Below are 25692 nucleotides of genomic sequence, written 5' to 3' on the forward strand. Positions count from 1 at the left end.
TCGTTTCTTATTTAAATCTCGAGAAAGAAAAATAATTTCCTTTAGAAAATAGTCTATAGAATTGCCTCATCTTGATAGCATCGACAATATATTGAAGCCTCAATTTTATGAGAAGTGTTAAAAATAATACTCTATTAAAATAGTTAGGTGGGACATTACTAAAAAAGTTAAATTTACTCTCTTGATTTAAAATAGTAAAAGCAACCTTAAGGTACTTATTGTAAATGAAAGATATAACTGATTTAGGCAAAACATAAACTTCGTTAGTAAGTCTAACGACATTGTTTTGAAAAAATTTCAAATCGTGAAAATGGTAAAAAATTAATTCAACTTTTGAATGATTTTCAATAACAAAAACCTTGTCCCCATCTTGTTCAAATTTATAATTTTGAACATTCCAAGGAGCCACCCCTCCACCTATATGCTGCAACGAATGAACTGTATCAAATCTTTCTAACCAATCATCTAGGTATTTTTGATCTCCAAATTTCCCGTCTTCAAATCTATTGAAGCACCATTCAATACAAGCATTTCTCCACCAATCAAGAACCTTCATCCCTTCCACTGTATTCTTGAAAACCATGAATTGTACACAGTAAATACCACTTTCAGCTGATTGATCGTATCTAGATGAGTAGCGATGTTCAGTAATCAATACAGATTTACTGCCTAATTCATCAAATAATGGCTGAGGAGAAGAGAAAAAAAACAAATCAGCATCTACATAGGTACATTTATCTAAATTAAATGAAGATATAGCATGCCTTATTACGGATGGTGTACAAGTCCAACAGTATTCACCAAACGATCTACTGTTTTTAATATTTAATAAATCCTCATCTTCAAAGTCATCAAGCCTAATTATAGTAATATTAGGCAGGCTTTTTTCTGAAAAATAATCATAACATTCATCGTCGAATGCGTAAATATATAAATGAAAAGAAGGACAATGTTTTGTTAATGACTCATATAATGATATTCCATAAATGAGATAAGTCGAATTAAAAAGAGTACAGAAATTTAACATTAATTTACCCTCTAAATAATGATTTTATTCTATCCCAAATTTTTTTACTACTATTTTTTGAAACTTCCCTCAAAATATCAGTTCTAATTTCGGCTAGAATATCATTATCAAATTTTGACTTATCTATAAGCTCCAATGCATAACCCCATTGATCTTCAATTAAACTAAATATAATAAGCAGTAAAAGAGATCGAATATCACCATTTGCACCATTTTTCAAAACGGTTAATTCTGCCCAACAAGGTGAATTCCTAAGTTGAGAATTAATACCAGCATATTTTTCATTAATTCTTTTAGTCCCTTTTACAACAAAAGAAGAAAACCACATACCCCCGTCCTCAATTGCTTTTTGGACTTGATAAAGCTTATCCTCCCCTAAATAGGCATCAATTATTCCTGGCTCAAAATCAGCTGCTAATATATTTTCCCTTATTTCTGTGGGTAAACTTAAATAGATATCTAGATCTGTACCTTGAGAGTCTACTTTAAACCAATCGATATAATCAAATCCAATTGCTTCTAAAGCCTTATTTAGTTGAATGGCTGGTAATGCAACAGTATCTTCAACTTCAAACAATGACTTAAAATACCAATCTTGCAAATGATAGATATCTGGATTTAAAGTACTAGAACAATAAGGGCTTTTTGTCAAATAGAATGTTTTAGTTTCTAAGTCATCAGCAGTTACTATACGATTTATTTTATATAACTTTTTGTACCCCTGATTTTCTTCGACAGTAGCATTAAATTCTCGCGTATCAGCATCAAAAGCTACACAAATGCAATGATGCGCTATTTTTTGCCATTTACTATATATCTCACCAGAGGCTCCAATATCTATTAATAAAGGTGGTTTATTAATAAAATACTCCGTGCATAATAATTGATTTATTATTTTATTAAACATCTTTTATTTTGTTAGTTTGGTAAAAAAATATCCTTTGTGCTTCCCTATATTTATATGGTATGGCAAGCTCCAATCATTTATTAATTTATAGCCGTTTTTTTCAAAAAAATTAATAAGTTTTTTTTCACTAAAAAACCAAGCTGGATAAGAAGCTTCATAAATAGAAGGTGGTACCCGCTGAATTGTAATTCGATCTAGATCTAGATCGTGAACAGTTGTAATATCTATAATGATGTGTTTAAAATCATACTTTAATATATCATTCAATAATTCATAAGGCGCAGACAAATATTGTAATACACTTGAAAAAATTATAGTATCAATTTTAGTTTTAGAAAAGTGCAAACATTCATCTATATTATAAAAAAAATGTAATCTTTCATCCTCGAAAAATTCTTTCCCTATTTTTACAAATTTTTCTTGTTCAATAATATTCCAACTAATTTCATCATATCTATCTAGGAAAAACTTATTTTGATAAAAAGTGCTACCCAAAGAGCCCCCAAAATCAATTACACTTAACTTGCTTAATTTAATATTAGACCACATTAAAAATGCAGCTAGAGGATATGAATACTCTATTTTGTCAAAAATCACAGAATCTCTCTCATAAATAGCTTCGCCTGTTTTAACTTTCCAAGTTGCTTCTTTTACTTTTTCAAGAATATTACTCTGATCATAACCACTACATAAAGAAGTAGCTTCTTCCCATGACTCAAAATCTCCACTCCAACCATAAATTGGATTGGATTTAATTAAAGATGCAACTTTATTTATGATTCGTTTTATCACAATTATTTATATTTCTTGATAAATTTTAATATGAATTTCTCAATTCTCTGAAAATATCCAATTGGCTGCATTGTGAAATTTTTTCTAAAATAGTTAACCAAAATCAATTTTGATGCCCTATCCTCCTCTAAAAGCATTGAACTGTTGATAGTAACATCATGATCTTCAAGTAACACAGCATTCATAAAGTCTAAACCTGATCCACTGTGAGTTCCACTCCCATCTAGCCCTATATTTTTAATTAATGACACACCTGGATAAAGGCAAAGTTTATCCTTCAAAAAAGCAGAAGCATACCATCTAATAGCCCAAGAATTATTTTTTTTTGAAATCTGATCTAATAACATTTGGAAATAGGGAAAGGAATTATCAAAATCAAACTCACTCTCTCGTTTCAATATTTTAATTTTGTCAGCTAATTTTTGGCCATTAGGTTCAAAATCATTCCAAGATCGCTTCCACGTTGCCCAACCCCAACAATCCGCTCCTTTTAGAAAAAAAGTTTCTGGCAGTTTGTTTTCAACCGGATAATTATATCCTGAAATACATGCAACCTTTCCCTCAAGCTCAAAAGTATTTAAAGCTTTATTCATAAAGCTGAGAAAATATTTACTGGTAACTAGATCATCTTCTAAAACAATAATAGACCCAAATTGATTAACTAAATTAGTAACACCTTGAATAATGGATTCAGCAAGACCTAAATTGGTCTCCCGTTCTATTAAAATCTGTTCTTTACACCATTGGCGAGAGTTTATGACGTTTTTAGTTTCCCGAATTAATGCAATAGTGTTCGGATCTGCACCATCTTTAGGTCCATCTAAAAAAACAAATAAATTTGTTTGATCAGCAAGTAAGTTAATTGATAGAGCTTCTAGTGTCTGAAGAGTATGATCGGGACGATTGTAAACAAATAATGCAACAGGAGCTAATTTTTCCATTAATAAAGTACTTCTACTTTAATATAAATTTGTAAATAGTAAGAAAAATATTAGAACACTAGATCATTACAAGGAATACCTACAGGTAAATTAATTATTCCTTTATTCAAATCAAGTTGTTTACTAAAATTAGATGTATCGTACTTAGAAGAATAATATAAATAATGCATGTAAAAAAACTCATATATCTCCTCTTGTAAATATTTTTCAGGCAACCCAAAATCTCCAATTGAATTTAGAAACAAATCGAATTCAGCTATTGATTTTGGTTTATGGATGAATCCATACATACTTTGTGGGTTATCACCAGCAACGACAACAGGAATTTTTAAAGCTGCGAATTCATGCGCCACAGTACCGTAAACGGTAAATACCGCACTAGGTTTTTTAGAAGCAATTAACTTATTACTGATTTTTCCTGGCAAAAATATAATATTAGAATATTGGCTATATCTGTTTTTAAATGTCTGTATAACTGCCTCATTTTCTTTTAGTGCATTAGGGTGCTCCTTAATATAAAATGTAGTGCCACTGTTTAATACAGCATTATTTAAAATGTGAACAAGCCATTCATGGAAATCGGTGAATAAAGACTTCCCATAAATGTGGGGAGAGTCAAAAAAACAATGTAAGAAAACTACACACCAATTAGTATTTTCAGATGGACTAAATTCGTCATCGCTACTATCAGAAAATGCAGATCGCTTCATATAAGAAGTTCCCGCATCTATAGCTCCACCGAGTCTTTTTTGTAAAACATCTTTCGCCAAATTAATTTTCTCCTCCTTGTTTTGAACTAATTCAAATTTTGAAGGATAAGAATGAAAGTTTTTTGAATGATATGGGTGAGATAAACTAGGCTTTGAAAAAACATAATTAAATGACCCAAAAGTTACAACTTCAATATTATTTGCTAAACAAGTATACGCTGGAATTCCCCAATGGTGGTATGCCGTATAAGGCACCAGTAATCGATTGATTTGAGTTGAGCCTATCTCAATTTGCCAATAATCAATTAATTTTTTGAAATAACCAATAATATCATAAAGACTAGAATCTGAAAGATCAACATCCGGCATGGACCTAAAACGCAGATACGTATCAAAAATCAATTCACCAATTGGGATATTTTTATAATTGATTTCCAACAATTCTTTTTTGGAAGTTAGTTTAGGTTCGTTGGGTTTTTCAAAACCGGGGCTTAAATAGTTAGAAAAAATTACATCTTTTCTATTGATATGATAAACCTTGCATAACTTATTAACCAAAAAGTGATTATAATTAAGGAATTGAGATAAAATATAAGCTAATTTTCCAGTCTTGGTAATTGTAGTATCAATTGCTGCATGAACATAAAAATATTTTATAGAATACCCATCCTCAAAAGACATCCTTGCAGCAATATCTGTTATTATTTTCATTGTCCCTAAATCATTTATCAAAGGAACTATTAAAACCGGACTATCGCATAAATGACTTTTTAAAGGATATTTATTATAAATTTCTTTATGGTAAATTGAAAATTCTTTTTCTTCAGAAGTTATGTATATGCTATTTGCATAAAAACTTTTTAAGAACTTTATTAATCCTGTGAATTTCTTTAATGGCATACTTTCAAAATACAACTCATTACTTTCGGATTTATTAACTATACAATATTTCTAACTACCACAAACGCTTCTGCCAGCTCGGCCCCAATTGCAACCCCCCAACGTTGAGCTTGTATACGCAATGCTTCAGGTGATCTAGGATGGGGGAATCTTCTTTTTTCAAATTCATAACTTTCCATTCCGTTAATTTTCGCCTGTATATTTTTTTCAGATACAACTACAAAAAGATTCGGTACAAAATGTCGAGGATCTGTTGAAGCCCTCCATTCTGTACCTGAAGGTGTTTCAAATGTAATAATAGTTTTCACTGTCTCATTTTGCATGGGTCTACAAGCCGTTATCACTGCCTCAAAGACACGTTGATGATCTATATTTAAATCCCCTCCATGGTGAGTAAAAATTACATTAGGCCTAAACTCTTGTTTCTCCTTTTCAATAACTTTTATTATATCCAATAAAGCTATACTATCAAAACGATTATCTGGGAAATCATATATACTTACACTTTGATAGCCAATTGCTTCTTGTGATTGTTTGATATTTTCGCGATGAATCTTTAACTCTTGTTCCCATTGCTCGGTATCTCTAATTTCGGCGCGCGAAGTAATCCCCTCTCCTAGAATCACGACCCTAATGTTTGAATTAAACTCAGTAACTAATCTATTAAATGTTGCTCCACAACCTAAAAGCTCATCATCTGGATGAGCTACTATGAGCATGATATTTTTATTTCTTAATGATTCTAACATATTTAATTTATTAAATCAAATGACATTGGAGTGCCCCTTTCGATATTTTCTTTGGCCGTTTTTCCAATTATATCAGGCAAATATTTAGGTAATAGCCCATTTCCCGGCCTTATTGATTTCACATTAGTGTATGTGAATAACTCACCTTTTAAAATATCTTCTACAACAAATAGAGATCTCGCGAAAGATCTACTACTTATAACTTTTTCATCAACCAAAATTTCGGGCTGACCAAGAGCACACTCCAAATCTCTTATGCCATCAACCATTATTCTAAATTCACTAGGTTCCATGGAGAATGCAGCATCAGGCCCACCGAGATTCCGATCTAAAATAAAATGCTTTTCAACGATGCACGCACCTAATGCAACCGCTCCAATTGCCACTAAAGATCCTTCCGTATGATCAGATAAACCAATATTGACCCCGTATTTTTCTCTTAATGTATTTATTACATTAAGATTTACTCGATCAATAGGAGTAGGATAACTGGAAGTACATTTTAACAAAACAATCTTATCATTGCCTTCATCCTTACACGCTTTAATCGCATCTTCAATATATTGTTCATCAGCTATCCCTGTAGATATTATTACTGGCCTACCCTTTGATGCAACATAATTAATTAATGGTATATCTGTAATTTCGAATGAAGCAATTTTGTAAGCTGGCACATTCAAGGTCTCCAAAAAATCTACAGCTTCGAGATCAAATGGAGATGAGAAAAAAATCATCCCCAATCTTTCAACTTCATTTTTAATAGCCAAATGCCATTCCCATGGAGTGTAAGTCTCTGAGTATAAATCATATAAGGTTCTTCCGTCCCATAACGTACCACCTTTAACCTTAAATACATCCTTATCGCAATCGATTGTAATAGAACCAGGCTTAGATGTTTGTAATTTGACACAATCGGCACCGGCCTCTTTCATTGCATGAATAGTATTCATCGCAATATCCAAACTGTTGTTGTGATTACAGGATAATTCAGCAATTATGAAACATGGCTTATTTTTCCCAATTTCTCTATTCGCTATTTTTATCGTATTCATATATAAATAATATTAAAATGCATCTGAATCACCCATAGTAAGGTGCCAGTTCCTATAGTTAAGGATTAATGAATCATCAATAGATTTATCTAAAATCTTTATACCAAAATAAGTATCAAAGCCTTCCTCAACATATCCATAATCTCTTAAGGATTTGGCAACTTCAATATTAAAAGGCCAAAAAACCATTTCTGTTACTGAACTAAATTTACATTCAATATCCGGCACGAAATCAATCAATTTTAAATCACCCCTCAACTGAAAATCAATAACATGTAATCGGATAAATCCATCTACTTTAAAAAGCTTGGTCACTAAAAATCCTACAATTAAATTGTTATGATCTAATTTCCACATCTCATATAATTTCTGTGGATGATATAAATAACGTTTATGCCAATAATCAAGTCCTGATAAAAATCCATTATACTTTAATTCACTCTTTTCGAACAACTCATTCAATTTAAGTAAATCCAAGTAATCATGTTCTTCGACTTTTTTCCAATTAAACTTCAATGAAGATGGAATTTGAGCTGGCTTTTTGACCAAAGCATTAAATATTGCAACCTTATTCCATCGCTCAATTTTTTCTTGAATTAAGCGATAACTTTTATTAGGAAATCCATAAATGAACTGAATACCTCTTTCTTTGGCCAATTTGTACGCAATTGAAGAAATTGAGAATATAGAAACCTTATCTCTATGTTGTGGTTCGACAAAAGCATGAATCCCCAAACCTGAATGCAATAGAGTGCCGTTTTGTAATCTACATGTCCTCGGCAAAATCGCATAATGGCCAACAATCTCACCCTTTAATTCAGCAACTGAAATTATTGAGTAAGTTAACAATCTGTTAATCCAAACCCAGAAAGCCTCATCCCTTTGATAATCTGTATATCGCTGAAAAAGACTAAATATCTTTTCCGCGTCTCCACTCTTATAAGGTCTGATAATAATTTCTTGTTGAAGCATTAGATAGTACCAGAGTCTACAAATATATTCTGGCCCGTAATTGATTCTGACTGGTCTCCTAGTAAAAATAACACGGTACTGGCAACACTAGCAATGGTGGTCGGTTTTTTCAAGGAAGTTCTATTGTAAATCCGGTTTTTCTGATCATTGGTTAGCGTACTGCTCATATTTGTTTCCATAAAACCTGCAACCAAAACATTTGATCTGATGCCTGTTTCACCCCATTCCCTGCCAGTGTTTTTAGAAAATGCCTCCAATGCTCCCTTAGTAGATGCGTACATCGCTAAACCTTTATATCCAGTATGTACACTTATTGACGAGATATGAACAATACTTCCCTTTACTTTATTAAAAATCATGTTTCTGATGGCATACTTTGTCATCATCATAGGTGTAAAAACATTAGCCCTAAACATCAATTCTAATTTTTCCTGATTAAGATTAGTAATGATATCATCATATGCAAGGGCCGCATTATTAACAAACCCATTTAAATGCGTTTTATTCGTTAAAAAATCTTTAAATATTTCTTTTCTAACATCTAAACCTTGATCAGAAAGATCAACAGATTTCCAAAATAATCTTTCAGGATATTTATTTAATAGCAGCTGAAGCTCTTCGCTTTTACTTCTACTTATTCCATAAACTGAAAAACCGCTCTCCAATACCTTCTCTGCAATTTTTAGCCCCAAGCCTTTAGAAACTCCTGTGATCAAATAATTTTTCATATTCTACTTAATTTACCAGTTCTGGTTTTCTGAATTTCAAAAACCTGTTTTATTATTCTTGGAATATTATAATCTTGGAATTGAAGGCTAAGTCTTTTCTTTATTTCCGTTGCATCAACAATTGCCCCCTCCGACAGAACAAAATCCATGCATAAGATGTTACCAAGTACAGAATTAGGTTTCCCATAAACTCTTACATCCGATAGCTCTGAATATAACCTTACAGCATCCTCAATTTCATTTGGATTTACTTTATAGCCACCAACGTTTATCATTTCCGTCTTACGGTTTTTAAATTTAAATTGAAGAGGATCCACATTGACCACTTCAACAATATCCCCTGTCTGATACCATTCATTATCCCTGTCTGAATTAATTAATGATGTTCGAATTTGTAATTCACCATCACTCACTCTAACACTTTCTCTAATACTATTAGGGACAGAAAACAAATCACCATTAGCTACAAATAATGACCCCAATTCGGTTGAAGCATAAATATTATTAATTTTTGCGTTTGGAAAAGATGTATTGATATCAGCATATAGTTTGGGGTCTGATTTTTCACCTCCTAAGGTTATTCTTTGAACATATGGAAATACCTCTTTCGTAGAAACCAATAACCTATAAAAAGTTGGGGTTGCTGATAAATGAGTGATTTTATTATGCTTAATACTCCATGCAACTCTGTTACTCGGGAGACCAAAAACATGCACTATTGAGTTTAAATTGAGCAGTGCTTGCAATAAAACCTGAATTCCTGCTATGTGAGTAGGATTAAATGCTAAGCCCCAAACATCGTTAATATATTTATCTCCACTTCTTACCATTCTCGTTAAAGTAGGAATATTATGTTCAACTAGTTTTGGTAAACCAGTGGTTCCAGAAGTAAATAAGGTGAGTTTTGAATGGGAGTTCTTTAACCTTTCAATCAAATCGAATCCATCTCTGATTGAATTATTATCACCGACAGATTCTGCCTTATTTAATTCCTGAAAAAAACCTAAATTGATAATTTCCTGATCTGTAAATCCTGAATCTATTAATACAATATTTTTATTATTTATAAGAGCTTTAATCAAGTTTACAAAAAAATCATAAAACCTAGTGTATCTATAAACCTTGCAATAATCGCTGGTCGCACTAAGGTCTTTTAGAAAATCTGCAAAAGATTTTTGAGTATTTAAATGCTCATCTCTAATAAAATACTTGATCATTCCCAATGACTATTTGCTAAGTTTTGCATAGATTTCTGAAACTGTGTTTACTATCCCGTCTTCAAAAATATCTATATCAAACTCTTCCTCAACATAAACAGTTAACTCTGCCAAATTAAAGGAATCCATTCCTAGGTCATCTCTTAAATGAGATGATGGTTCAAATTTAATGTCCTCTTTGTAATTACCCGACTCTTTAAGAATAGCTACAATAATTTCCTTTATTCTATTTTCCATTTAACTAATTTAAATTATTTAAATCTTTTTTTTACAAGAAGAATGTCGCTTTACCTTTTAACCAAAGTGTTAACAAAATTCAAAATTAGGGTAAGCCATCATTTGTTGTAAATTTTAATTTTAAATTTTTTTCCTTGCCATTCAAACCATGCAGGGTAGCGCTCATTATCGCAAACACGAAGAAGATTAAACTGTTCTAAAATTGATTTGTTTATATCTAATTCGCTATCCTTTTCTCCTCTTCGAGGGTAGAAAGTGCTATCTCCAATCTGCTCTTTACCTTCCACAGTATCTATATTCTCTATGAAATCCATTAAGAGCTCTATTGTAACTTCACCCTGAAGATGTTTAATTTGATCTATTAATTCAGTACCATTTAGATGAATTTTTTTTTGAAGATAAACTGGCCCAGCATCTATATTTTCAGCAGCCTCAAATAACGAGACTATAATCTCATTTTTTCCCTCCAAAATTTGCCAAGTTAAAGGAGACCAACCTTTTCCAATTGGCAAATCACTCTCATGAACCACTAGATTATGTTTATTTAAATATAGTGCATTGAATTTGTGCTCACATGATAAAAGAACAAGAATGTCTCCACTTTGTATATGACTATGGATATGGTGTAAAAACACTTCATGTCCACTAGACTCTAGTCTCATTTTTAACAATTCCGCATAAGGCATTATCCAAGAATTTGGATTATCTACTAATAATTGAATTAACATAGTGTACTAAATAATTCCTTTATTCTAAATCCAGATTTTCCATCAATTGGATTTTCTTTACTCAAGTATTTGAAATCGGCATTGTTTATCTTTGATAGAATAGATGCAAAACTTAAATTCAAATTTCCTAAATCCACCATACAGTTCAATTGTTTAAAACCTTTGTAAATCATTTTTTGATTTTCAACATAGTACCCTCCCAGCCAAGTACACCCAGCAGAAAGTAGTTCATAAGCAATACTGCTAGCTGGTGCAAGTACAAACTGACAGTTTTTCAAATGAGTTGCCATTTCGTGAGCGTTCAGATTTTCATACCACTTAATTTTCTTACTTCGGTTGATCAATTTTCTAAGTTGATCTCTATGGGGATAAGACGGACCTGTAATCACCGAAATTTCATCAAAGAATAAATCACTTTCAAATAATTCGATTGAACTACAAGTCAAATTATTAAAATCAGAACCTCCAAAACAAATTATTAATTTTCTGTTTTGACACCTTTGTGAATTTGATAAAGCTAAATTAAGAAATTCCGGTCTCAATAAGGCAAATTGAGGTCCAAGTGCAAATTTAGTATGTGGCATTGCATTATAATGCTTTGATTCTACACCTGGAGCATGATTAATTATCAAATCTGCTACAAATAACTTTTCATGTAAATCATCAATGCATACTAATTTACATCCCAAATTCTTAATTTTTTTTTGATAATTAATATCTAAATCGTAATGATCAATAACTACAATGTCTCTTTCATTCAAAAAAGTAAAGACAGAATTTTCATACTTTATTTTAGTAAATCCAAAACCCATTTTTTTAATATCATGAATTATACATTCGGGGGCAAATTTTGACAAAAAATGGATGGAATAATCATCCTTAAGCATTTGTGCCAACGCAATACATCGTATTAGGTGTCCTAATCCAATTTGAGAATCACCATCAACTCTTACAATAATTCTTTTTATATTCAATTATTTAATTAAATCAGTTGAAATCTTTATTAATATTTCTAATAACCAAATATGGATTAACTATGAAAAAACTTTAAAATCTCATATTTCAAAACTAATTATTATTTTAAATAATTAATGGTATTAATTTAAATGAAAAGTCACCATTATTTATTAATAAATCTATATTTCAATTCTGCTAATATCCAATCTGTCAAATTATCAACGTCCTGAACAAGCAATTCCGAAATTATAACCGCTTTACTGCTTTCAGTGTATAAACTACTTTTAACCTTGTGTGGTTTGAACCAATACCATTGGCCAGCATCATGATATGCAAGAGATAAGTCTTGTGATCTGGTATTCATATTTTCAGGCCAATTCATCGTAACAAAATTGCTGCCATCTACTTTCAAACTTCTCCAAATCGGAAAACTATATGATACTATAGGAAACACTGAATTTACCTCTTCTTCCTGTAATAATTTATACCCCTCTTGCAAATGCTCTATTCTGATTAATGGAGCAGTTGGATAAATACAACATACATGAGTAAACGTTTGATTTAATTCTAAGTATTTTAATAATACTTCATTCAATACATCTATTGTCGATGCAAAATCACTTGAATTTTCTTTCGACCTATAAAATGGAACAGTAGCACCATACTTGATTGCAACATTAGCAATCTCTTGATCATCAGTTGAAACCATTACTTCATCAAACAAACCACAACTAAGAGCTTTTTCTATAGAATAAGCAATTATGGGTTTACCAATAAAATCCTTAATGTTTTTTCTTGGAATACGTTTGCTCCCTCCTCGAGCAGGTATGATTGCTAAAGTTTTCATTTAAAAAAATTACTAATTTCTTCAATTACTAGCTTCTGCTCATCATCTGTCATACTAGGGTACATTGGCAAACTAAGACAATTACAGTAATAACTCTCTGCATTTGGTAAATCACCTTCCTTCCATCCAAGTTCTCTATAGTACGGCATTAAATGACTAGGTATATAATGAACTTGAGCAAATATTCCCCTTGTTCGTAAATACTCATACAACCCAAGTCTATTTTTCACCTCTATTACAAACAAATGATAAGCATGCCCGTTAATAAATCCTGATTGGCTCAATATAAATGGCATCAACTTAAATGCACTTTCATAAACGGACGCTAAATATCTTCTTCTAATAATACCATTATTTGCTCTTGAAAGCTGACTTATTCCCAACGCCGCTTGAAAATCGGTTAGCCTATAATTAAACCCTAATTGTTGCATTTCCATATACCATCCTGGATAAGAATCGTGTCCTGCTTCTGAATTAGCAAAATCGAATGAATTGGTGTAAGAATCATCCCCTTTTGTTATACCATGAGATCGCAACCTTAATAGTTGTTTATATAGACCCAAGTCGTTAGTCGTTACCATTCCTCCTTCCCCACAAGCTATGTGTTTTACTGGATGAAAAGAAAATATTGCCAAATCTGCATAAACACCATTTCCACAATTCTGTTTTATACCTTTACTATCAGTAAAATATCCTCCAGGTGCGTGACAAGCATCTTCAATAATCCAAAGTCCAAATTCATCCGCCAAATGACGAAAAGCTTCCATATCTACTGATAAACCCGCAAAATCAACAGGTATAATGCCTGAATATGTCCCTTTTGGAGATGCCTCTAATAACTTTCTAACCTCTCTAATATCGAGCAGATATGTTTCTGGATCAATATCAGCGAAAACTACTTCTCCTCCGCAATATCTTACACAGTTGGCTGTGGCTACGAAAGTTATAGGTGTAGTAATTACTTTTTGACCTGGTTTTACATCAAGTGATAGAGCACATATGTGCAAAGCAGCAGTTCCATTTGAAACAGCAACAGCATATTTGGCTCCGACATATTTTGCAAATGAATTTTCAAATTCTAATATGGTTGGGCCTTGCGTTAGAAAATCCGCTTTAAGTGCTTTTGATACAGCATCTATATCTTCTTCCGTAATATTTTGTCTTCCGTAAGGTATTTTTTTCATAAAAATTTATGATAGAAATCTAATTCCTGATGAACATTTTATTCGCTATTAAGAAATAGTAATTTTAATATATCAAAATTAGGCAACTGCTTGATAATCAAAATATACAAATTTAATAACCTTGTAATAGTGTAATTAACAAATTTCAAGGATAGATGATATTTCAATGTGCTTAGCAAAGCCCTCGATTTTTTTTTGCACCTCAATAATTGGTACATTTATAATTAGCCTATCAATCAGATCATAAGGAACTAAATCGAGGTTACAGGTTGCCATATAAGGAAGGTAGTCACCTGTCTGAAAAGGGATATCATTAAACCTAACTAAGCATTTACCCACTTTGCCTTTTTGAAGTACCCTTTTTGAAATTATAAAAAAATTAGAAGTTACCACTTCAAATGTATCTGCTGATTCAAACCGAATCACAATTCCCAGATTTTCGACATCCTCAAAAACTTCATATTTAATCTCCATTAAAATTTCTGCATCCTTTGTGAAGACAACATTTTCTTCAAAATCAGAATCCATGAATTTAATTGATGTAAATCTAACGTGGCCAGCAACTGTACCCTCTGAAGCACATCTATTTATACGTTTTGCAAGCTCTGTAAATCCATCTAACTCAAATATTCCTTGAGAACTTCTTTTGTAATGGCTTAACACTTCATTGACATTACCCACAGATTCTATCATCCCATTTTTCATATAAATACCCTGTGAACAAAGAGTTTTTATACTAGCAAGATTATGGCTAACAAAGAGTACAGTTCTTCCTCCTGTTTTACTTACCTCGCCCATTTTCCCCAAACATTTTTTCTGGAATTCTGCGTCTCCAACTGCCAATACCTCATCAACAATTAATATTTCACTTTCTAAATGCGCTGCAACAGCAAAGGCCAAACGAACGTACATGCCTGATGAATATCTCTTTACGGGTGTGTCTATGTATCGCTCAACGCCACTAAAATCAACAATTTCATCAAATTTTTGATCAATTTCTCTTTTGCGCATACCTAGAATAGCGCCATTTAAATAGATATTTTCTCTACCCGTTAACTCAGGATGAAATCCTGTACCGACTTCAAGTAAACTCGCAACGCGACCCTTTATGTTAATTCTACCAGTAGTCGGAGAGGTAACCCTTGAGAGTATTTTTAATAAGGTACTTTTACCTGCACCATTTCTCCCAATAATACCCACAGCACTACCTTGTTCTATATCAAAATTGATATCCTTTAAACTATATACGATATCACTACTTCCTTTTTCTGTCCTATTGTTTGTTTCGCCAATTTTCAGGAAAGGATCTTCTTGTTTTAAAATCTTGGTCTTAACAAAACGCTCAATATCTCTACTAATAGTTCCAGTACCTATCTCTCCTAAGCGGTATATTTTAGATAAATTTTCAACTTTAATCGCTGTTGCCATATTTTATACCGTATCTACAAAGGTTTTCTCAGTCTTGTTAAACACAAGTACTCCCAGTACCAATGATATGAATGTAAACATTGTAGAATAACCGATTGAGTTAAATGTAAGATTTCCTTGGCCGAATAAGGCAAACCTGAAACATTCAATTATCCCAGTCATTGGATTTAAACTAATAAGTGACTTATACTTTTCTGGAGCACTACTCAAAGGATAGATAACAGTCGTAGTATACATCAATAATTGAATTCCGAAAGTTATTAAAAACGAAAGATCTCTATATTTTGTAGTAAGAGCAGTAATAATTAAACCCAATCCTAGGCCTAGTAATGCCATTAAAATAACCAAAATAGGGAAAAGTGTAATTGCCCAAGTGATATGGAAATTAGCCCCATTAACAGAATAATAGCCCATCATCAAAACCATTAAAAGCATTTGTACAGCAAAGCGAACTAAGTTACTTGCGACAATACTTAGCGGCAGAATAAGCCTCGGAAAATAAACTTTCCCAAAAATATTAGCATTGTCCTTAAAGACAGTCGACGTTTTAGTAATACAATCTGAAAAATAATTCCATGCTGTAATTCCCGCCATATAAAATAGAGGTTGAGGCAAATCATCAGTACTTAGATTAGCTAATCCTCCGAAAATAAATGTGTAAGTGATTGTAGTAAATAGAGGTTGAATAAAAAACCACAAAGGACCTAGAATGGTTTGTTTATAAAAACTAACAAAATCGCGTTTAACAAACATCCAGAGAAGATCTCTGTAACGCCAAACATCCTTTAAATTTAAGTCTAATAAAGAGGTTTGAGGCTCTATTATTAAATCCCAATTATCAACTTTATCTGACATTAATTTTTAAATAATTTAAAGACTATAAAAAGAAAATTTAAAGCTAAAAGCAAAGCCAAGGATTTCAAAATAAAGCTGGTTTTACTTGGTTCGATTGGTTCTGATGGAATAGCAATTGGTTCTAATATAGAGAAATAAGGAGTCTCCTTCTTCTGATCTATTTTGGCCTGTTCAAGTTGTACAGCAAATTGATTTAATAAATTAAAAGCAACTGTCATGTCATTGCTTAATATTTGATTATTGGTTTGTGCAGACTCAAATATTACACCTAGGCTATTATCCTTATAACCAGCGAACCTTCTCTGTGCATTTTTATATTTTAATTCCGCCTCTGACAAACGTCGCTCTAAATAGTCAATATTTACATTGTGCTTGTACATTTGCATAGAAGAAGTATACAGAAGTAATCTTTCCAATACTAGCTTCCCCACCACCGCACTTAGATAAGGTGTAGGCATCTTAACAAAAACAGTTAAGGTCTTGTCCTTAATTTCAATTCTAATTCTCTTCGTGATTTTTGAAAAAGCAGCTAATCTATCGTCAGAAAATTGAACAATTGGAGGAATTTGATTTGAAAATACAATATTTCTATTTATAGTTTTTAGTATTGTTTCATTTTCAAGCTTTTTATTCAATAATTTTTCTCCTACTATTTTTTTGTCGGAAGTAGAATTGAAAAAAGATGAAATAGATTGGAAGAACTCTTTATCAGGGTTTGTTTTAAAAAAGTTTAACAAATTGATCGAATCTTTGGAATTATAATCCTTGGAGAATTTAATTTCGATAAGGTCATTTAAAAATACTTGAGAGCTAACAATTGATTTATAGTTATCTGGAGAAATAGAATTGTCACTTGATTCAGTCTTACTTCCTGTCAATAAATCCTTCACCATATTTGCCGACGCATTTGTTGACTTGGATTCTATATAAACAACAGATTTACTTTCAAACTCTATAGGACTGAGGTAGTATTTTACAGTTGTACCAATTAATACAAGAGATGAAATAATTAATATCCATTTAATATTATTAGTAATTACATTCTTAATTACTTTAAAAATATCAATTAAATAAATCTCTTCTCGAGATAGTAGCACTTTCAATGAAATTTGGTTATTTTCCTCCATTTATACTTATTTAATCAAATTAGTAACTAACAAATAAGTAGTAACCAAACTCGAAGTTAACCCTAGCACTCGGTCAATACTAAAATTACTTTTAGGCTTAGTGTTTTTGGGAACAAAAACATGAGATCCAGGACTTACACGAGGGTAAAACCTAAATCCCATAAAGCTTTTAGTCCTTAATACGGAACCATTTGCTGTTACCACATAAGAGCGTTTTCTAAGAGCTGTATTATTAAATCCTCCTGCTTGATCCACGAAATGTTTTAAAGAGGCCGATTGATCAAATTTAACCGAAACAGGATATAACACATCGCCGGAAATAGAAACAGTCTCGTCAAAGGTAGGGATATACAAAATATCGCCTTCACGCAATTGCAAATCACCACTTTCCCCAGGTGCTTTAATAATTTCCTCTAAATCAATTGAAACGAATTGATATTCGCTTTCACTAATATTCACGTCCTTTAAATTCTTTAAAACGGATTTTTGAATGGACGTTTTAATATTTTCGATATCGCCAAAATCAATCTCAACATCTGTTGCGGCTTTAGCAATGGAATCTATTTTATTCTGCTTCTCAATATCGAATATTTGTGTTCTAATCTGAGAGGCCAAAATACGATTTGCCTCAGATAAACCACTAACAGTGGAATCTTGATTGCGCTGGTTTAGTTCTTTCAATCGATTCAGGTATTCATCCACATTACGCTTTGGCTTAAAGAATAAAGAGCGTCTGATTAATAAAGCTCCCTTTACATTTGCTGAGGGCAAAACTCCGCCCGCACGATATAATAAATCGCCTACTTTTAAATCAAACTTATCTAACACAAATTTTCCAGTATAACTGGCCTCTCCCTGAACATAGATATACTTAAAGTCTTTATACCCTATGGATGGACGAACAAATACTTGATCAAAAGGCTCTAGGGCGATTTTCTTTTCATCTTCATGAATGCTAAGGTCAGGGTTAATCTCTGCCTTAATCACTTTTGCTAATTCTGTAGGACTATCCTTTACGCGTCTAACCACTTCGATATAAGAACCCGAAGCAGATTGTTTCAAACCCTTTGCCTTTAAAATAAGATCCCCTATAGTCATTCCAGCTGCATAAGGAAATGCCCCCTTTTGATTTACCTCTCCATCAATAGAAACAGAGTAAATTTCCTTCATATCGAAATGACTAGCAACAACTAATACATCCTCTTTTTGGACAAAAATATTATGCTCTAAATCTCCTGCCAATACCTTTTTAAGATCTATATCTAAAGCTAGTTGACTCAAATCTGCGCCAGAGCGATAAAGTATCGCGCGCCCTAAGAATGCATCAGGTTTCAGTCCACCAGCCTTCTTTAGCACATCGGCAATACGCTCAATTTTACTTGCCTCATAATCCCCTGGACGAACAACAGCACCAATTAACTGAACTCTATTTTGGAAAGTAGATAATGATTTTGCCACTGAAATAATATCTCCATCTTCTAAACTAGTTTTAGAGAAATTAGCAGACTCAATATGTAAAATAGTCTTGTCTATCCCTGTATAACGCTGAATGGTAACATTTTCTTTAAAGGCTGTTTCTTTAAAGCCATTAGCCATCTGAATCAAATCATTTACACTTTCTTTTGCCTTCGTCTCAAAATACAATGACCGTCTGACCTCTCCTATAATTTCAACTCGATTCACATACTTAGGCACTAAAAGCACATCACCATCCTCTAATCGAACATTATGATCGGTTTTCCCTTTTAATAAAAAATCATACAAATCAACTTCCGTCACTAAACGGCCTGCTCTGAATAATTGAATATTTCTGAAACTACCCTTAGTGGTAGGTCCTCCTGCAGAATATAAAGCATTAAACGCCGTGGTATAAGAAGGCAATTGAAAAGTCCCTGGAGTTTTAACATCTCCTACAATATTGACTTTAATAGTTCTAACATTCGCCAGTGTAACTTGTAAATAACTACTAGGATTAGCTCCACCTAAACCTGCATAGCGTGTTCCTATCTTCTGCGTTAAAAGTGATTTAACAGCCTCTATGGTTAATCCCCCTACATGTGACAATCCCACATTGGGAATAACCACTTTACCCTCATTGCTCACTTTTAAATTAATAGTTGCTTGAGCAATACCATAAATTTGGACTATTAAATCGTCACCAGGACCTACCACGTAATTTCGTGGAGTAGCCATAGTTAAATTAGGAGAAAAACTCATTGCTTTGTTCGCAAACACTTCGAAACCAAAGATTTTTTTCTCTTCATCTGTCAAACCAGTACTGTCTTTTTTAATAGTTTGATTCGTATTATTTTGCGCCTGAGCTAAATTTCCAGCCTGTGTGCTATTCGTTGATGTGTTTGCATTTGCCTTCTTACCACCCAAACCATTCGCTTTCATCATTAAGGCGCTTATCTGTGCATCAGAATATCCTTTTGACTTAGCCAAGGCTTGCAATTCAGCTGGACTCATTCCACGTTGCTCTGCCTGCATAATGATCTGATTTAACTGATCATCTGAAGGCATGGTAGTAGCCTGAGAATTAGCTTTATAACTCAATAAACCAATAAACAGAACAAGCGATAATTTAAAACAATTCTTCATAAAGTAAATATAAGAATATTCGAAGAGATTCTCCACGGCTTCGCCATCCTGAGTCACACAATAACGGTGCTCAGAAAATAGAATTCAAGAAACAAATATACCCCCATTTTGGTTTAGCGCCAAAGACAATTTATTTAAAGGGAATATTTGGCATTATATCCATCGAATTATTCGAATAGTCCTATTTTAGTCGCTGAGGGCTTTGCCTTTGGTTTCAGGTAAATAAATCACGCCCACGATGACCGTTAAGGCCGCTAGGGCGATGGGATAGAACAATCCGGCAAAATTCGAATGAGTGACTGCTCCCAGCCAAGTGGCCACAAAAGGGGCACATCCACCAAACACCCCATTAGCAAAGTGATACGGGATGGAGAGGGAGGTATAGCGGATTTTGGTAGGGAAAAGTTCGACTAGGAACGCGGCGATCGGGCCGTAGGCCATCGCCGCGAAAGTCACCAATAAGCTGCAAATGAAAGCCAGTTCGAGCTTTCCAGTCCAGTTCAGGAAGATCGCGCCATTGACCATCGTCCCCTCTTGGGCTACAATGGTGGACATCCACGAGAAAAGGGGGTAGTACCCGAGCGCAGCGAGGGCCATACCGCCCAGCATAATTTTCTTGCGTCCCACCCGGTCAGACAGGCTCCCGAAATACACGAAGAGGGGCGTGCCCACCACCAGACTCGCGGCGATAATGAGGTTCGTCGTAATGAAATCGACCTGGAGGATTTTGTTGATGAAGATTTGGGCATAAAATTGTCCTGTATGCCAAACAACCCCCTGCCCCACAATCGCCCCAAACATCGCAATTAACATTAAACGGCGATTCGCCTTACTGGCGAAAGCTTCCTTTAAAGGATTTTCGGAGAGTCTGCCTTCCACCTTGAGTTTAGAGAAGAGAGGAGATTCATCCATATCTCGTCTGATGAAATAAGACACAACCACTAGAATACCAGATAGCGCAAAAGGCACCCGCCAGCCCCAGTCCTTAAAGGCTGCATCGCCTAAAAGCTGCTGCGTCGCTAAGATGACCAGGATGGAGACGAAGAAACCGAGCGTGGCGGTCGTTTGGATGTAGGACGTGTACTTCCCGCGTTCGGCGTCTGGTGCATATTCCGCGACGTAAGTCGCGGCGCCCCCATACTCGCCCCCTAAGGCTAATCCTTGGATGATTCTTAATGCCAAAAGCACAGCCGGAGCCACCAACCCAATCTTCTCATAACTCGGTATAAACGCAATCGCAAACGTCGACCCACCCATTAGCATCAACGTCAACAAAAACGTATACTTCCTCCCGATCAGATCCCCCAGCCTCCCAAAAAGCACCCCACCAAAAGGTCTCGCCACAAACCCCGCCCCAAAAGCCGCCAACGTCGAAATGAACGCCGCCGTCGGATCCTCTTTGGGAAAGAAACTCAACGAAATAATCGCACTCAAACTCCCAAAAATATAGAAGTCATACCACTCAATCACCGTCCCCACACTCGACGCCACAATCACCTGCCACAACTTCTTAATGGGTACTTTATTATTATCGAACTCTTGCATAGTACATTCTCGATTTCTTCCTAAAAATACACAAAATATCACTATCTCATCCTTGCTCCACGACAATTTCTATCCCTTATTTCACTACCTTTCACTATGACAGCGGAAAATCTCGATAAAATCGCCTCCTACTTCCTTAAAAAAGCGCAAATCAAACGCGCCTGGCTCTTTGGCTCCCACGCCCGTGGCACCCATTCGCCCACCAGCGACATCGACATTCAGATCCAAGTTTTCAAAAACACCCCCTTCACCCTCTTTGACCTAGCCGAAATCCAACAAGACCTCTCCCAGCTTCTCACTTCAGAGGTCGACCTAGTCATGCTAGGCGCCCCATTAAAGAGCATTGCTAAACAACTTAACCACGACAAAATTTTAATTTATGAAAACCTCCACCCCAAGCTCGAAAGAGCGAATACCATGCGATTAAAATGGATGTGATCTGGGATACTACTGTTGTGGTGATTCCGGAACTAAAACTGGTAATATTAGCTCTGAAGAGCCTATAGGCGGTTTTTGCTAATATAACTTACAATTGTATAAACGGCTTTTTCAGGTATTGACAGATTGTGTCAATATCTGAAAATGGCTCTCAGTATTGCGAGCTTATTTTATCAAAAAGTCCTTTGGACCACCTAAAGGCATTTTATCGCTAAAAAGTCAATAAGAAATAATTATCACGCTCAATATTCACATTATCAATAAGCTGTTAGGTTAGAGGGATGGGTGGGAATACATTTGGAACACCAAACCACTAATCAATATGTTTAACCACTTCTCTAGATACCTGAAGCTCATCCGTGCCGTTCCGCTGCACGTGATGGCGCAGGATCTCGGGATCGACGCCGGGCTTTTGAGCAAATACGAAAACGGCAATCGCATCCCAGACCTCGACCTCGTCATTATTTTTGCCCATTACCACCAGGTAAACGCACGCGAACTGTGCATCTATTGGATGCGGGAACGCATCAAACGATCCTTTGTAGGCTACGAAAATTTAGTAGAGGAAGCTCTACCCCACGCTGAAAAAGACGTCAAGTACTTCCTCCGGCTCCGCAAAGTCAAATTAGAACGGAAATTCAGCTTCAAGCTCATCCCTAAAAACGCCATTACCTACGACATCAAGCAGGTTAAAAACCTACGCTATTTTCAATACCGCCACCACGGCGTCAATAACCACTAAACCCTACAGACATGTTCAATTTCTTTGGCAATAAAGAGCCTCTGCTCTTCTACAACGGCCACATGGGCCCCTATAAATTCACAAAAGTCACCGTCACCATTTTTGAAAAAGACCAAGAAGTCTACACAGAATCGGTCATTGTAGCCCCGGCAGCCAGATCTCAGCTGATATTTGACTCGAAGAAGTTCTTGACGGAGCTGAGGAATAGATAGACACATTCACATTAAAATCGATAACTTACACCTATGGATAAGAGCAAAGTCAAAAGAAAAAGGATACAAGATCCCCTAACTGGGAACTCCTTGCGCTCAATCGCCTACAAAGGCTTTCGAAAAGCAGAAAAAAGAACGCTAGAAGTATTAGGATATAATGTAGTCGTTCAAGACGGCTGGATTGTGAAAAAATACATCGATTCTCGAATCGAAAAAATTGAAAAAATGCCAGAAAACAGAGGAAGACTAGTTTTAGACTAGTTTGATAAGGTTAAACCTTAAGCATATTGACAAAATCTGTCAATACCTGAAAAGTCGCCTGCGTACCTCGAGACTTTTAATAGCAAAAATGCCCTATCTAGTAAACAGGCCGACAAAAGAGGTAGACAGCGACACCAGAAAGCTAAAAATCAAAGGAGCGATAAACCCTGTCACCGCAAAACCGGGCACATAGGCAGCGACTAGATAGACCAGACCTACCGAGATCACAAGAGAAAACAACCCTAAAGTCATAAACGTAATAGGGAAGCTGATGATCTTCAACACGGGTTTGACGAAGGAATTCACAAAGCCCATCGCTAGAGCGACTAAAAGTGCGGTCGTGAAACCGTCTACCGTAATGCCTTTTAAATAGCGAGGAATGACCATAACTACGCAGGCAATGATGATGTAACGAATGATGAATCCGATCATAAGAAAGATTATTTAGCAGCGTGACGAGACTGAAGAACGGCGATGATTTCGCTTAAATCAATTCCGCGATCCTCTAATAAGACTAATAAGTGGAAAATTAGATCCGCCGCTTCGCCTTTAAAGAGGTCATCGTTTTGCATTAAGGCTTCGATGACGAGCTCGACGGCTTCTTCGCCTACTTTTTGGGCCACTTTGTGGGTACCTAATTGGAATAGGGAAGCAGTATAAGAAGTCGAAGCAGGGGCCGTTTTGCGGCTACGGATGACGTGTTTTAATTGATCTAACCAGGCTGCGTTGTCCCCATTTGACTCATCGAAACAAGTATCTGCTCCGGTGTGGCAAGTGGGCCCGGCTGGTTTGGCCTGAATCAATATAGTGTCAGCATCGCAATCAATTGAAAGGCTGACTACGTCTAGGAAGTTGCCTGATTCCTCGCCTTTAGTCCAAAGTCGGTTCTTCGAGCGGCTGAAAAAGGTCACGCGCTGGTCGGAAACGGTCTTTGCGTAGGCTTCCTCGTTCATGTAGCCTAACATCAAAACGGTACGGGTACTGGCATCTTGGATGATGGCGGGCACGAGGCCTTTGGAAAAATCGGGTTGCTTGGACATATTTCTATTAAATGCGCATCGGGATGCCTTGGGTTGCAAGGTAATTCTTCAATGCCAAAATTTCAATTTCTTTAAAGTGAAATATACTCGCGGCGAGGCCTGCGTCTGCTTTGCCGGTCGTGAATACTTCCGTAAAATGTTCCATGGTTCCCGCTCCGCCAGAGGCAATAATGGGAATGGAGGCTGCTGAGGATATGCGTGCTGTCAAATCACAGGCGAAGCCTGCTTTCGTTCCGTCCGCGTCCATCGAGGTTAATAATAGTTCGCCGGCGCCGCGGTTTTCTACTTCGCGGGCCCATTCGAGGGTTTTTAGTTCGGTGATTCGACGGCCGCCGTGGGTGTGGACGAAGTCCAGGCCCGCGGCGGGTTCAAAGCGTGTGTCGATCGCGACAATGATGCATTGGGAGCCAAAAGCCAAAGCCAATTCATCCACCAGCTCTGGCCGGCGCACCGCAGACGAGTTGATGGACACTTTATCCGCGCCGGCGTTCAACAACGCCGATACGTCAGCAATGGACGAAATTCCGCCGCCCACGGTAAAGGGAATATTCACGTGCCGCGCGACTTCACGCACTAAATTCACCAAAGTCTTCCGGTCATCAACCGTCGCCGTAATATCTAAAAAAACCAGCTCATCCGCCCCCTGCTGCGCATAAAGTGCCCCCAGCTCCACCGGATCGCCGGCATCGCGCAGGTCCACAAAGTTCGTCCCTTTCACGGTCCGCCCCTCTTTAATATCGAGACAAGGTATGATGCGCTTTGTTAACATGCTGCTGCTGAAAATTTGGCCAAATCCGCTAAACTAATCCGACCCTCATAAAACGCTTTCCCCACAATCACCCCAAACAAATTCATCTCCCGCAAGCGCACTAAATCCTCCATACAAGCCACCCCACCGCTCGCAATCACGCTCAACGACGGGCTCGAAGCCTGAATCTTTTCATATAAATCGAAGCTGGGGCCTTGCAACAAACCATCTTTGGCGACATCCGTCGAAATCACATATTTCGCGCCTTTCACAGTATAATCCTGTAAAAAATCAAAAATCGAAATATTCGAATTCTCCTGCCAGCCCGAAACCGCAATCATCTCATCCTGCGCATCCGCCCCCAAAATAATCTTCTCCGACCCATACTTCTGCAACCATTCGCAGACCAGCGCAGGATTACGCACGGCAATACTGCCGGCGGTAATCTGCGCGGCACCCGCAGAAAAAGCCGTATCAATCATCTCGTCGGACTGAACCCCGCCGCCAAAATCAATGTGCAGCGACGTGTTCGACGCAATGCGTTCCAAAACCGCCGCATTCACAATCTTCTTCGCCTTCGCCCCATCCAAATCCACTAAGTGCAAACGCTGAATTCCGGCCCCTTCAAAGGCTTTGGCGATCTCCAAAGGGTCTTCGGAATAAACCGTTTTTTGACCATAATCCCCCTGGGTCAAGCGCACGCATTGCCCATTTATCAGATCGATCGCCGGAATTAGTTGAAACATA

27 protein-coding genes are annotated in these 25692 nt (G+C 35.9%); 3 read left to right on the plus strand and 24 right to left on the minus strand.

The window, feature by feature from the left end:
* Positions 1 to 7: 7 nt before the first annotated feature.
* The 20 genes from G9X63_RS04225 to G9X63_RS04320 form a co-directional block, all read right to left on the minus strand.
* Positions 8 to 1027 (minus strand): glycosyltransferase, encoded by a 1020-nt coding sequence (locus tag G9X63_RS04225; RefSeq protein ID WP_252624523.1) that lies wholly within the window; start codon positions 1025 to 1027, stop codon positions 8 to 10.
* Between the two features lie 4 nt (positions 1028 to 1031).
* Positions 1032 to 1934 (minus strand): hypothetical protein, encoded by a 903-nt coding sequence (locus G9X63_RS04230; protein WP_252624524.1) that lies wholly within the window; start codon positions 1932 to 1934, stop codon positions 1032 to 1034.
* Positions 1935 to 1937: 3 nt separating this feature from the next.
* Entirely contained in the window at positions 1938 to 2726 is a 789-nt protein-coding gene (locus G9X63_RS04235; RefSeq protein WP_252624526.1) for a TIGR04325 family methyltransferase, read from the minus strand.
* Between the two features lie 2 nt (positions 2727 to 2728).
* The gene (locus G9X63_RS04240; protein WP_252624528.1) at positions 2729 to 3667 is read right to left on the minus strand and encodes a glycosyltransferase family protein; all 939 of its coding nucleotides are present in this window, start codon (positions 3665 to 3667) and stop codon (positions 2729 to 2731) included.
* Positions 3668 to 3717: 50 nt separating this feature from the next.
* Positions 3718 to 5277, minus strand: a complete 1560-nt coding sequence (locus tag G9X63_RS04245) for a hypothetical protein (RefSeq protein ID WP_252624529.1) — start codon at positions 5275 to 5277, stop codon at positions 3718 to 3720.
* Between the two features lie 38 nt (positions 5278 to 5315).
* The gene (locus G9X63_RS04250) at positions 5316 to 6026 is read right to left on the minus strand and encodes a PIG-L deacetylase family protein (protein ID WP_252624530.1); all 711 of its coding nucleotides are present in this window, start codon (positions 6024 to 6026) and stop codon (positions 5316 to 5318) included.
* A 2-nt stretch (positions 6027 to 6028) separates the two neighbouring features.
* Positions 6029 to 7078 carry a pseudaminic acid synthase gene (gene pseI / locus G9X63_RS04255; protein ID WP_252624531.1) on the minus strand — a complete coding sequence of 350 codons (1050 nt, stop codon included), beginning with the start codon at positions 7076 to 7078 and terminating at the stop codon, positions 6029 to 6031.
* A 12-nt stretch (positions 7079 to 7090) separates the two neighbouring features.
* Positions 7091 to 8050: a GNAT family N-acetyltransferase gene (locus G9X63_RS04260; protein WP_252624532.1), complete on the minus strand. Its 960-nt coding sequence runs from the start codon at positions 8048 to 8050 to the stop codon at positions 7091 to 7093.
* The gene (locus tag G9X63_RS04265) at positions 8050 to 8778 is read right to left on the minus strand and encodes an SDR family oxidoreductase (RefSeq protein WP_252624533.1); all 729 of its coding nucleotides are present in this window, start codon (positions 8776 to 8778) and stop codon (positions 8050 to 8052) included. The genes G9X63_RS04260 and G9X63_RS04265 overlap by 1 nt, the downstream gene beginning before the upstream one ends.
* A complete protein-coding gene (locus G9X63_RS04270) occupies positions 8775 to 9995 on the minus strand; it encodes an AMP-binding protein (protein WP_252624536.1) in 1221 nt (406 codons plus the stop codon). The genes G9X63_RS04265 and G9X63_RS04270 overlap by 4 nt, the downstream gene beginning before the upstream one ends.
* A 9-nt stretch (positions 9996 to 10004) precedes the next feature.
* Positions 10005 to 10232, minus strand: coding sequence for an acyl carrier protein (locus G9X63_RS04275; protein ID WP_252624538.1), 228 nt, complete (start codon positions 10230 to 10232; stop codon positions 10005 to 10007).
* A 98-nt stretch (positions 10233 to 10330) separates the two neighbouring features.
* Complete coding sequence (locus G9X63_RS04280; RefSeq protein WP_252624540.1) at positions 10331 to 10960, minus strand: formyl transferase; 630 nt, start codon at positions 10958 to 10960, stop codon at positions 10331 to 10333.
* Complete coding sequence (gene pseG, locus G9X63_RS04285) at positions 10954 to 11934, minus strand: UDP-2,4-diacetamido-2,4,6-trideoxy-beta-L-altropyranose hydrolase (RefSeq protein WP_252624542.1); 981 nt, start codon at positions 11932 to 11934, stop codon at positions 10954 to 10956. Before pseG ends, G9X63_RS04280 begins: the two co-directional genes overlap by 7 nt.
* 146 nt (positions 11935 to 12080) lie before the next feature.
* On the minus strand, positions 12081 to 12764 hold the full coding sequence (gene pseF / locus G9X63_RS04290; protein ID WP_252624543.1) for a pseudaminic acid cytidylyltransferase: 684 nt from the start codon (positions 12762 to 12764) through the stop codon (positions 12081 to 12083).
* Entirely contained in the window at positions 12761 to 13948 is a 1188-nt protein-coding gene (gene pseC / locus G9X63_RS04295; protein WP_252624544.1) for a UDP-4-amino-4,6-dideoxy-N-acetyl-beta-L-altrosamine transaminase, read from the minus strand. Before pseC ends, pseF begins: the two co-directional genes overlap by 4 nt.
* A 135-nt stretch (positions 13949 to 14083) precedes the next feature.
* Positions 14084 to 15376 (minus strand): ABC transporter ATP-binding protein, encoded by a 1293-nt coding sequence (locus tag G9X63_RS04300; protein WP_252624545.1) that lies wholly within the window; start codon positions 15374 to 15376, stop codon positions 14084 to 14086.
* Positions 15377 to 15379: 3 nt separating this feature from the next.
* Positions 15380 to 16231, minus strand: a complete 852-nt coding sequence (locus tag G9X63_RS04305; protein ID WP_252624546.1) for an ABC transporter permease — start codon at positions 16229 to 16231, stop codon at positions 15380 to 15382.
* Positions 16231 to 17358: a hypothetical protein gene (locus tag G9X63_RS04310; protein WP_252624547.1), complete on the minus strand. Its 1128-nt coding sequence runs from the start codon at positions 17356 to 17358 to the stop codon at positions 16231 to 16233. The genes G9X63_RS04305 and G9X63_RS04310 overlap by 1 nt, the downstream gene beginning before the upstream one ends.
* A gap of 6 nt (positions 17359 to 17364) precedes the next feature.
* Positions 17365 to 19959 carry a polysaccharide biosynthesis/export family protein gene (locus G9X63_RS04315; RefSeq protein ID WP_252624549.1) on the minus strand — a complete coding sequence of 865 codons (2595 nt, stop codon included), beginning with the start codon at positions 19957 to 19959 and terminating at the stop codon, positions 17365 to 17367.
* Positions 19960 to 20145: 186 nt separating this feature from the next.
* On the minus strand, positions 20146 to 21504 hold the full coding sequence (locus G9X63_RS04320; RefSeq protein WP_252624551.1) for an MFS transporter: 1359 nt from the start codon (positions 21502 to 21504) through the stop codon (positions 20146 to 20148).
* A gap of 96 nt (positions 21505 to 21600) precedes the next feature.
* On the opposite strand from G9X63_RS04320, the gene mntA reads away from it, so the two are divergent.
* The 3 genes from mntA to G9X63_RS04335 all read left to right on the plus strand — a co-directional run bounded on the left by mntA (position 21601) and on the right by G9X63_RS04335 (position 23157).
* Positions 21601 to 21942 (plus strand): type VII toxin-antitoxin system MntA family adenylyltransferase antitoxin, encoded by a 342-nt coding sequence (gene mntA / locus G9X63_RS04325; protein WP_252624553.1) that lies wholly within the window; start codon positions 21601 to 21603, stop codon positions 21940 to 21942.
* Between the two features lie 322 nt (positions 21943 to 22264).
* A complete protein-coding gene (locus tag G9X63_RS04330) occupies positions 22265 to 22684 on the plus strand; it encodes a helix-turn-helix domain-containing protein (RefSeq protein WP_130895777.1) in 420 nt (139 codons plus the stop codon).
* Positions 22685 to 22929: 245 nt separating this feature from the next.
* The gene (locus G9X63_RS04335) at positions 22930 to 23157 is read left to right on the plus strand and encodes a hypothetical protein (RefSeq protein ID WP_252624555.1); all 228 of its coding nucleotides are present in this window, start codon (positions 22930 to 22932) and stop codon (positions 23155 to 23157) included.
* A gap of 93 nt (positions 23158 to 23250) precedes the next feature.
* Here the strand turns inward: G9X63_RS04335 and G9X63_RS04340 are convergent, their stop codons facing one another.
* From G9X63_RS04340 to hisA, 4 genes are read right to left on the minus strand one after another with little or no spacing between them, the layout of a single operon-like run.
* Positions 23251 to 23589, minus strand: a complete 339-nt coding sequence (locus G9X63_RS04340) for a phage holin family protein (protein ID WP_236633179.1) — start codon at positions 23587 to 23589, stop codon at positions 23251 to 23253.
* 8 nt (positions 23590 to 23597) lie between these two features.
* Entirely contained in the window at positions 23598 to 24197 is a 600-nt protein-coding gene (gene hisIE, locus G9X63_RS04345; RefSeq protein WP_252624557.1) for a bifunctional phosphoribosyl-AMP cyclohydrolase/phosphoribosyl-ATP diphosphatase HisIE, read from the minus strand.
* A gap of 7 nt (positions 24198 to 24204) precedes the next feature.
* Positions 24205 to 24966: an imidazole glycerol phosphate synthase subunit HisF gene (gene hisF, locus G9X63_RS04350; protein ID WP_252624559.1), complete on the minus strand. Its 762-nt coding sequence runs from the start codon at positions 24964 to 24966 to the stop codon at positions 24205 to 24207.
* Positions 24960 to 25691: a 1-(5-phosphoribosyl)-5-[(5-phosphoribosylamino)methylideneamino]imidazole-4-carboxamide isomerase gene (gene hisA, locus G9X63_RS04355; protein WP_252624563.1), complete on the minus strand. Its 732-nt coding sequence runs from the start codon at positions 25689 to 25691 to the stop codon at positions 24960 to 24962. Before hisA ends, hisF begins: the two co-directional genes overlap by 7 nt.
* Position 25692: the final 1 nt, after the last annotated feature.

It is taken from the genome of Aquirufa antheringensis (genome assembly GCF_023921165.1).
In the GTDB taxonomy this organism is placed as follows: Bacteria; Bacteroidota; Bacteroidia; order Cytophagales; family Spirosomataceae; genus Aquirufa; species Aquirufa antheringensis.

What these genes read in the sequence shown, in the direction of transcription:
- G9X63_RS04225 (WP_252624523.1), bottom strand. Translation starts at nt 1,027, where the DNA reads ATGTTAAATTTCTGTACTCTTTTTAATTCGACTTATCTCATTTATGGA.
- G9X63_RS04230 (WP_252624524.1), bottom strand. Translation starts at nt 1,934, where the DNA reads ATGTTTAATAAAATAATAAATCAATTATTATGCACGGAGTATTTTATT.
- G9X63_RS04240 (WP_252624528.1), bottom strand. Translation starts at nt 3,667, where the DNA reads ATGGAAAAATTAGCTCCTGTTGCATTATTTGTTTACAATCGTCCCGAT.
- G9X63_RS04245 (WP_252624529.1), bottom strand. Translation starts at nt 5,277, where the DNA reads ATGCCATTAAAGAAATTCACAGGATTAATAAAGTTCTTAAAAAGTTTT.
- G9X63_RS04250 (WP_252624530.1), bottom strand. Translation starts at nt 6,026, where the DNA reads ATGTTAGAATCATTAAGAAATAAAAATATCATGCTCATAGTAGCTCAT.
- pseI (WP_252624531.1), bottom strand. Translation starts at nt 7,078, where the DNA reads ATGAATACGATAAAAATAGCGAATAGAGAAATTGGGAAAAATAAGCCA.
- G9X63_RS04260 (WP_252624532.1), bottom strand. Translation starts at nt 8,050, where the DNA reads ATGCTTCAACAAGAAATTATTATCAGACCTTATAAGAGTGGAGACGCG.
- G9X63_RS04265 (WP_252624533.1), bottom strand. Translation starts at nt 8,778, where the DNA reads ATGAAAAATTATTTGATCACAGGAGTTTCTAAAGGCTTGGGGCTAAAA.
- G9X63_RS04270 (WP_252624536.1), bottom strand. Translation starts at nt 9,995, where the DNA reads ATGATCAAGTATTTTATTAGAGATGAGCATTTAAATACTCAAAAATCT.
- G9X63_RS04275 (WP_252624538.1), bottom strand. Translation starts at nt 10,232, where the DNA reads ATGGAAAATAGAATAAAGGAAATTATTGTAGCTATTCTTAAAGAGTCG.
- G9X63_RS04280 (WP_252624540.1), bottom strand. Translation starts at nt 10,960, where the DNA reads ATGTTAATTCAATTATTAGTAGATAATCCAAATTCTTGGATAATGCCT.
- pseF (WP_252624543.1), bottom strand. Translation starts at nt 12,764, where the DNA reads ATGAAAACTTTAGCAATCATACCTGCTCGAGGAGGGAGCAAACGTATT.
- pseC (WP_252624544.1), bottom strand. Translation starts at nt 13,948, where the DNA reads ATGAAAAAAATACCTTACGGAAGACAAAATATTACGGAAGAAGATATA.
- G9X63_RS04300 (WP_252624545.1), bottom strand. Translation starts at nt 15,376, where the DNA reads ATGGCAACAGCGATTAAAGTTGAAAATTTATCTAAAATATACCGCTTA.
- G9X63_RS04305 (WP_252624546.1), bottom strand. Translation starts at nt 16,231, where the DNA reads ATGTCAGATAAAGTTGATAATTGGGATTTAATAATAGAGCCTCAAACC.
- G9X63_RS04310 (WP_252624547.1), bottom strand. Translation starts at nt 17,358, where the DNA reads ATGGAGGAAAATAACCAAATTTCATTGAAAGTGCTACTATCTCGAGAA.
- G9X63_RS04315 (WP_252624549.1), bottom strand. Translation starts at nt 19,959, where the DNA reads ATGAAGAATTGTTTTAAATTATCGCTTGTTCTGTTTATTGGTTTATTG.
- G9X63_RS04320 (WP_252624551.1), bottom strand. Translation starts at nt 21,504, where the DNA reads ATGCAAGAGTTCGATAATAATAAAGTACCCATTAAGAAGTTGTGGCAG.
- mntA (WP_252624553.1), top strand. Translation starts at nt 21,601, where the DNA reads ATGACAGCGGAAAATCTCGATAAAATCGCCTCCTACTTCCTTAAAAAA.
- G9X63_RS04330 (WP_130895777.1), top strand. Translation starts at nt 22,265, where the DNA reads ATGTTTAACCACTTCTCTAGATACCTGAAGCTCATCCGTGCCGTTCCG.
- G9X63_RS04335 (WP_252624555.1), top strand. Translation starts at nt 22,930, where the DNA reads ATGGATAAGAGCAAAGTCAAAAGAAAAAGGATACAAGATCCCCTAACT.
- G9X63_RS04340 (WP_236633179.1), bottom strand. Translation starts at nt 23,589, where the DNA reads ATGATCGGATTCATCATTCGTTACATCATCATTGCCTGCGTAGTTATG.
- hisIE (WP_252624557.1), bottom strand. Translation starts at nt 24,197, where the DNA reads ATGTCCAAGCAACCCGATTTTTCCAAAGGCCTCGTGCCCGCCATCATC.
- hisF (WP_252624559.1), bottom strand. Translation starts at nt 24,966, where the DNA reads ATGTTAACAAAGCGCATCATACCTTGTCTCGATATTAAAGAGGGGCGG.
- hisA (WP_252624563.1), bottom strand. Translation starts at nt 25,691, where the DNA reads ATGTTTCAACTAATTCCGGCGATCGATCTGATAAATGGGCAATGCGTG.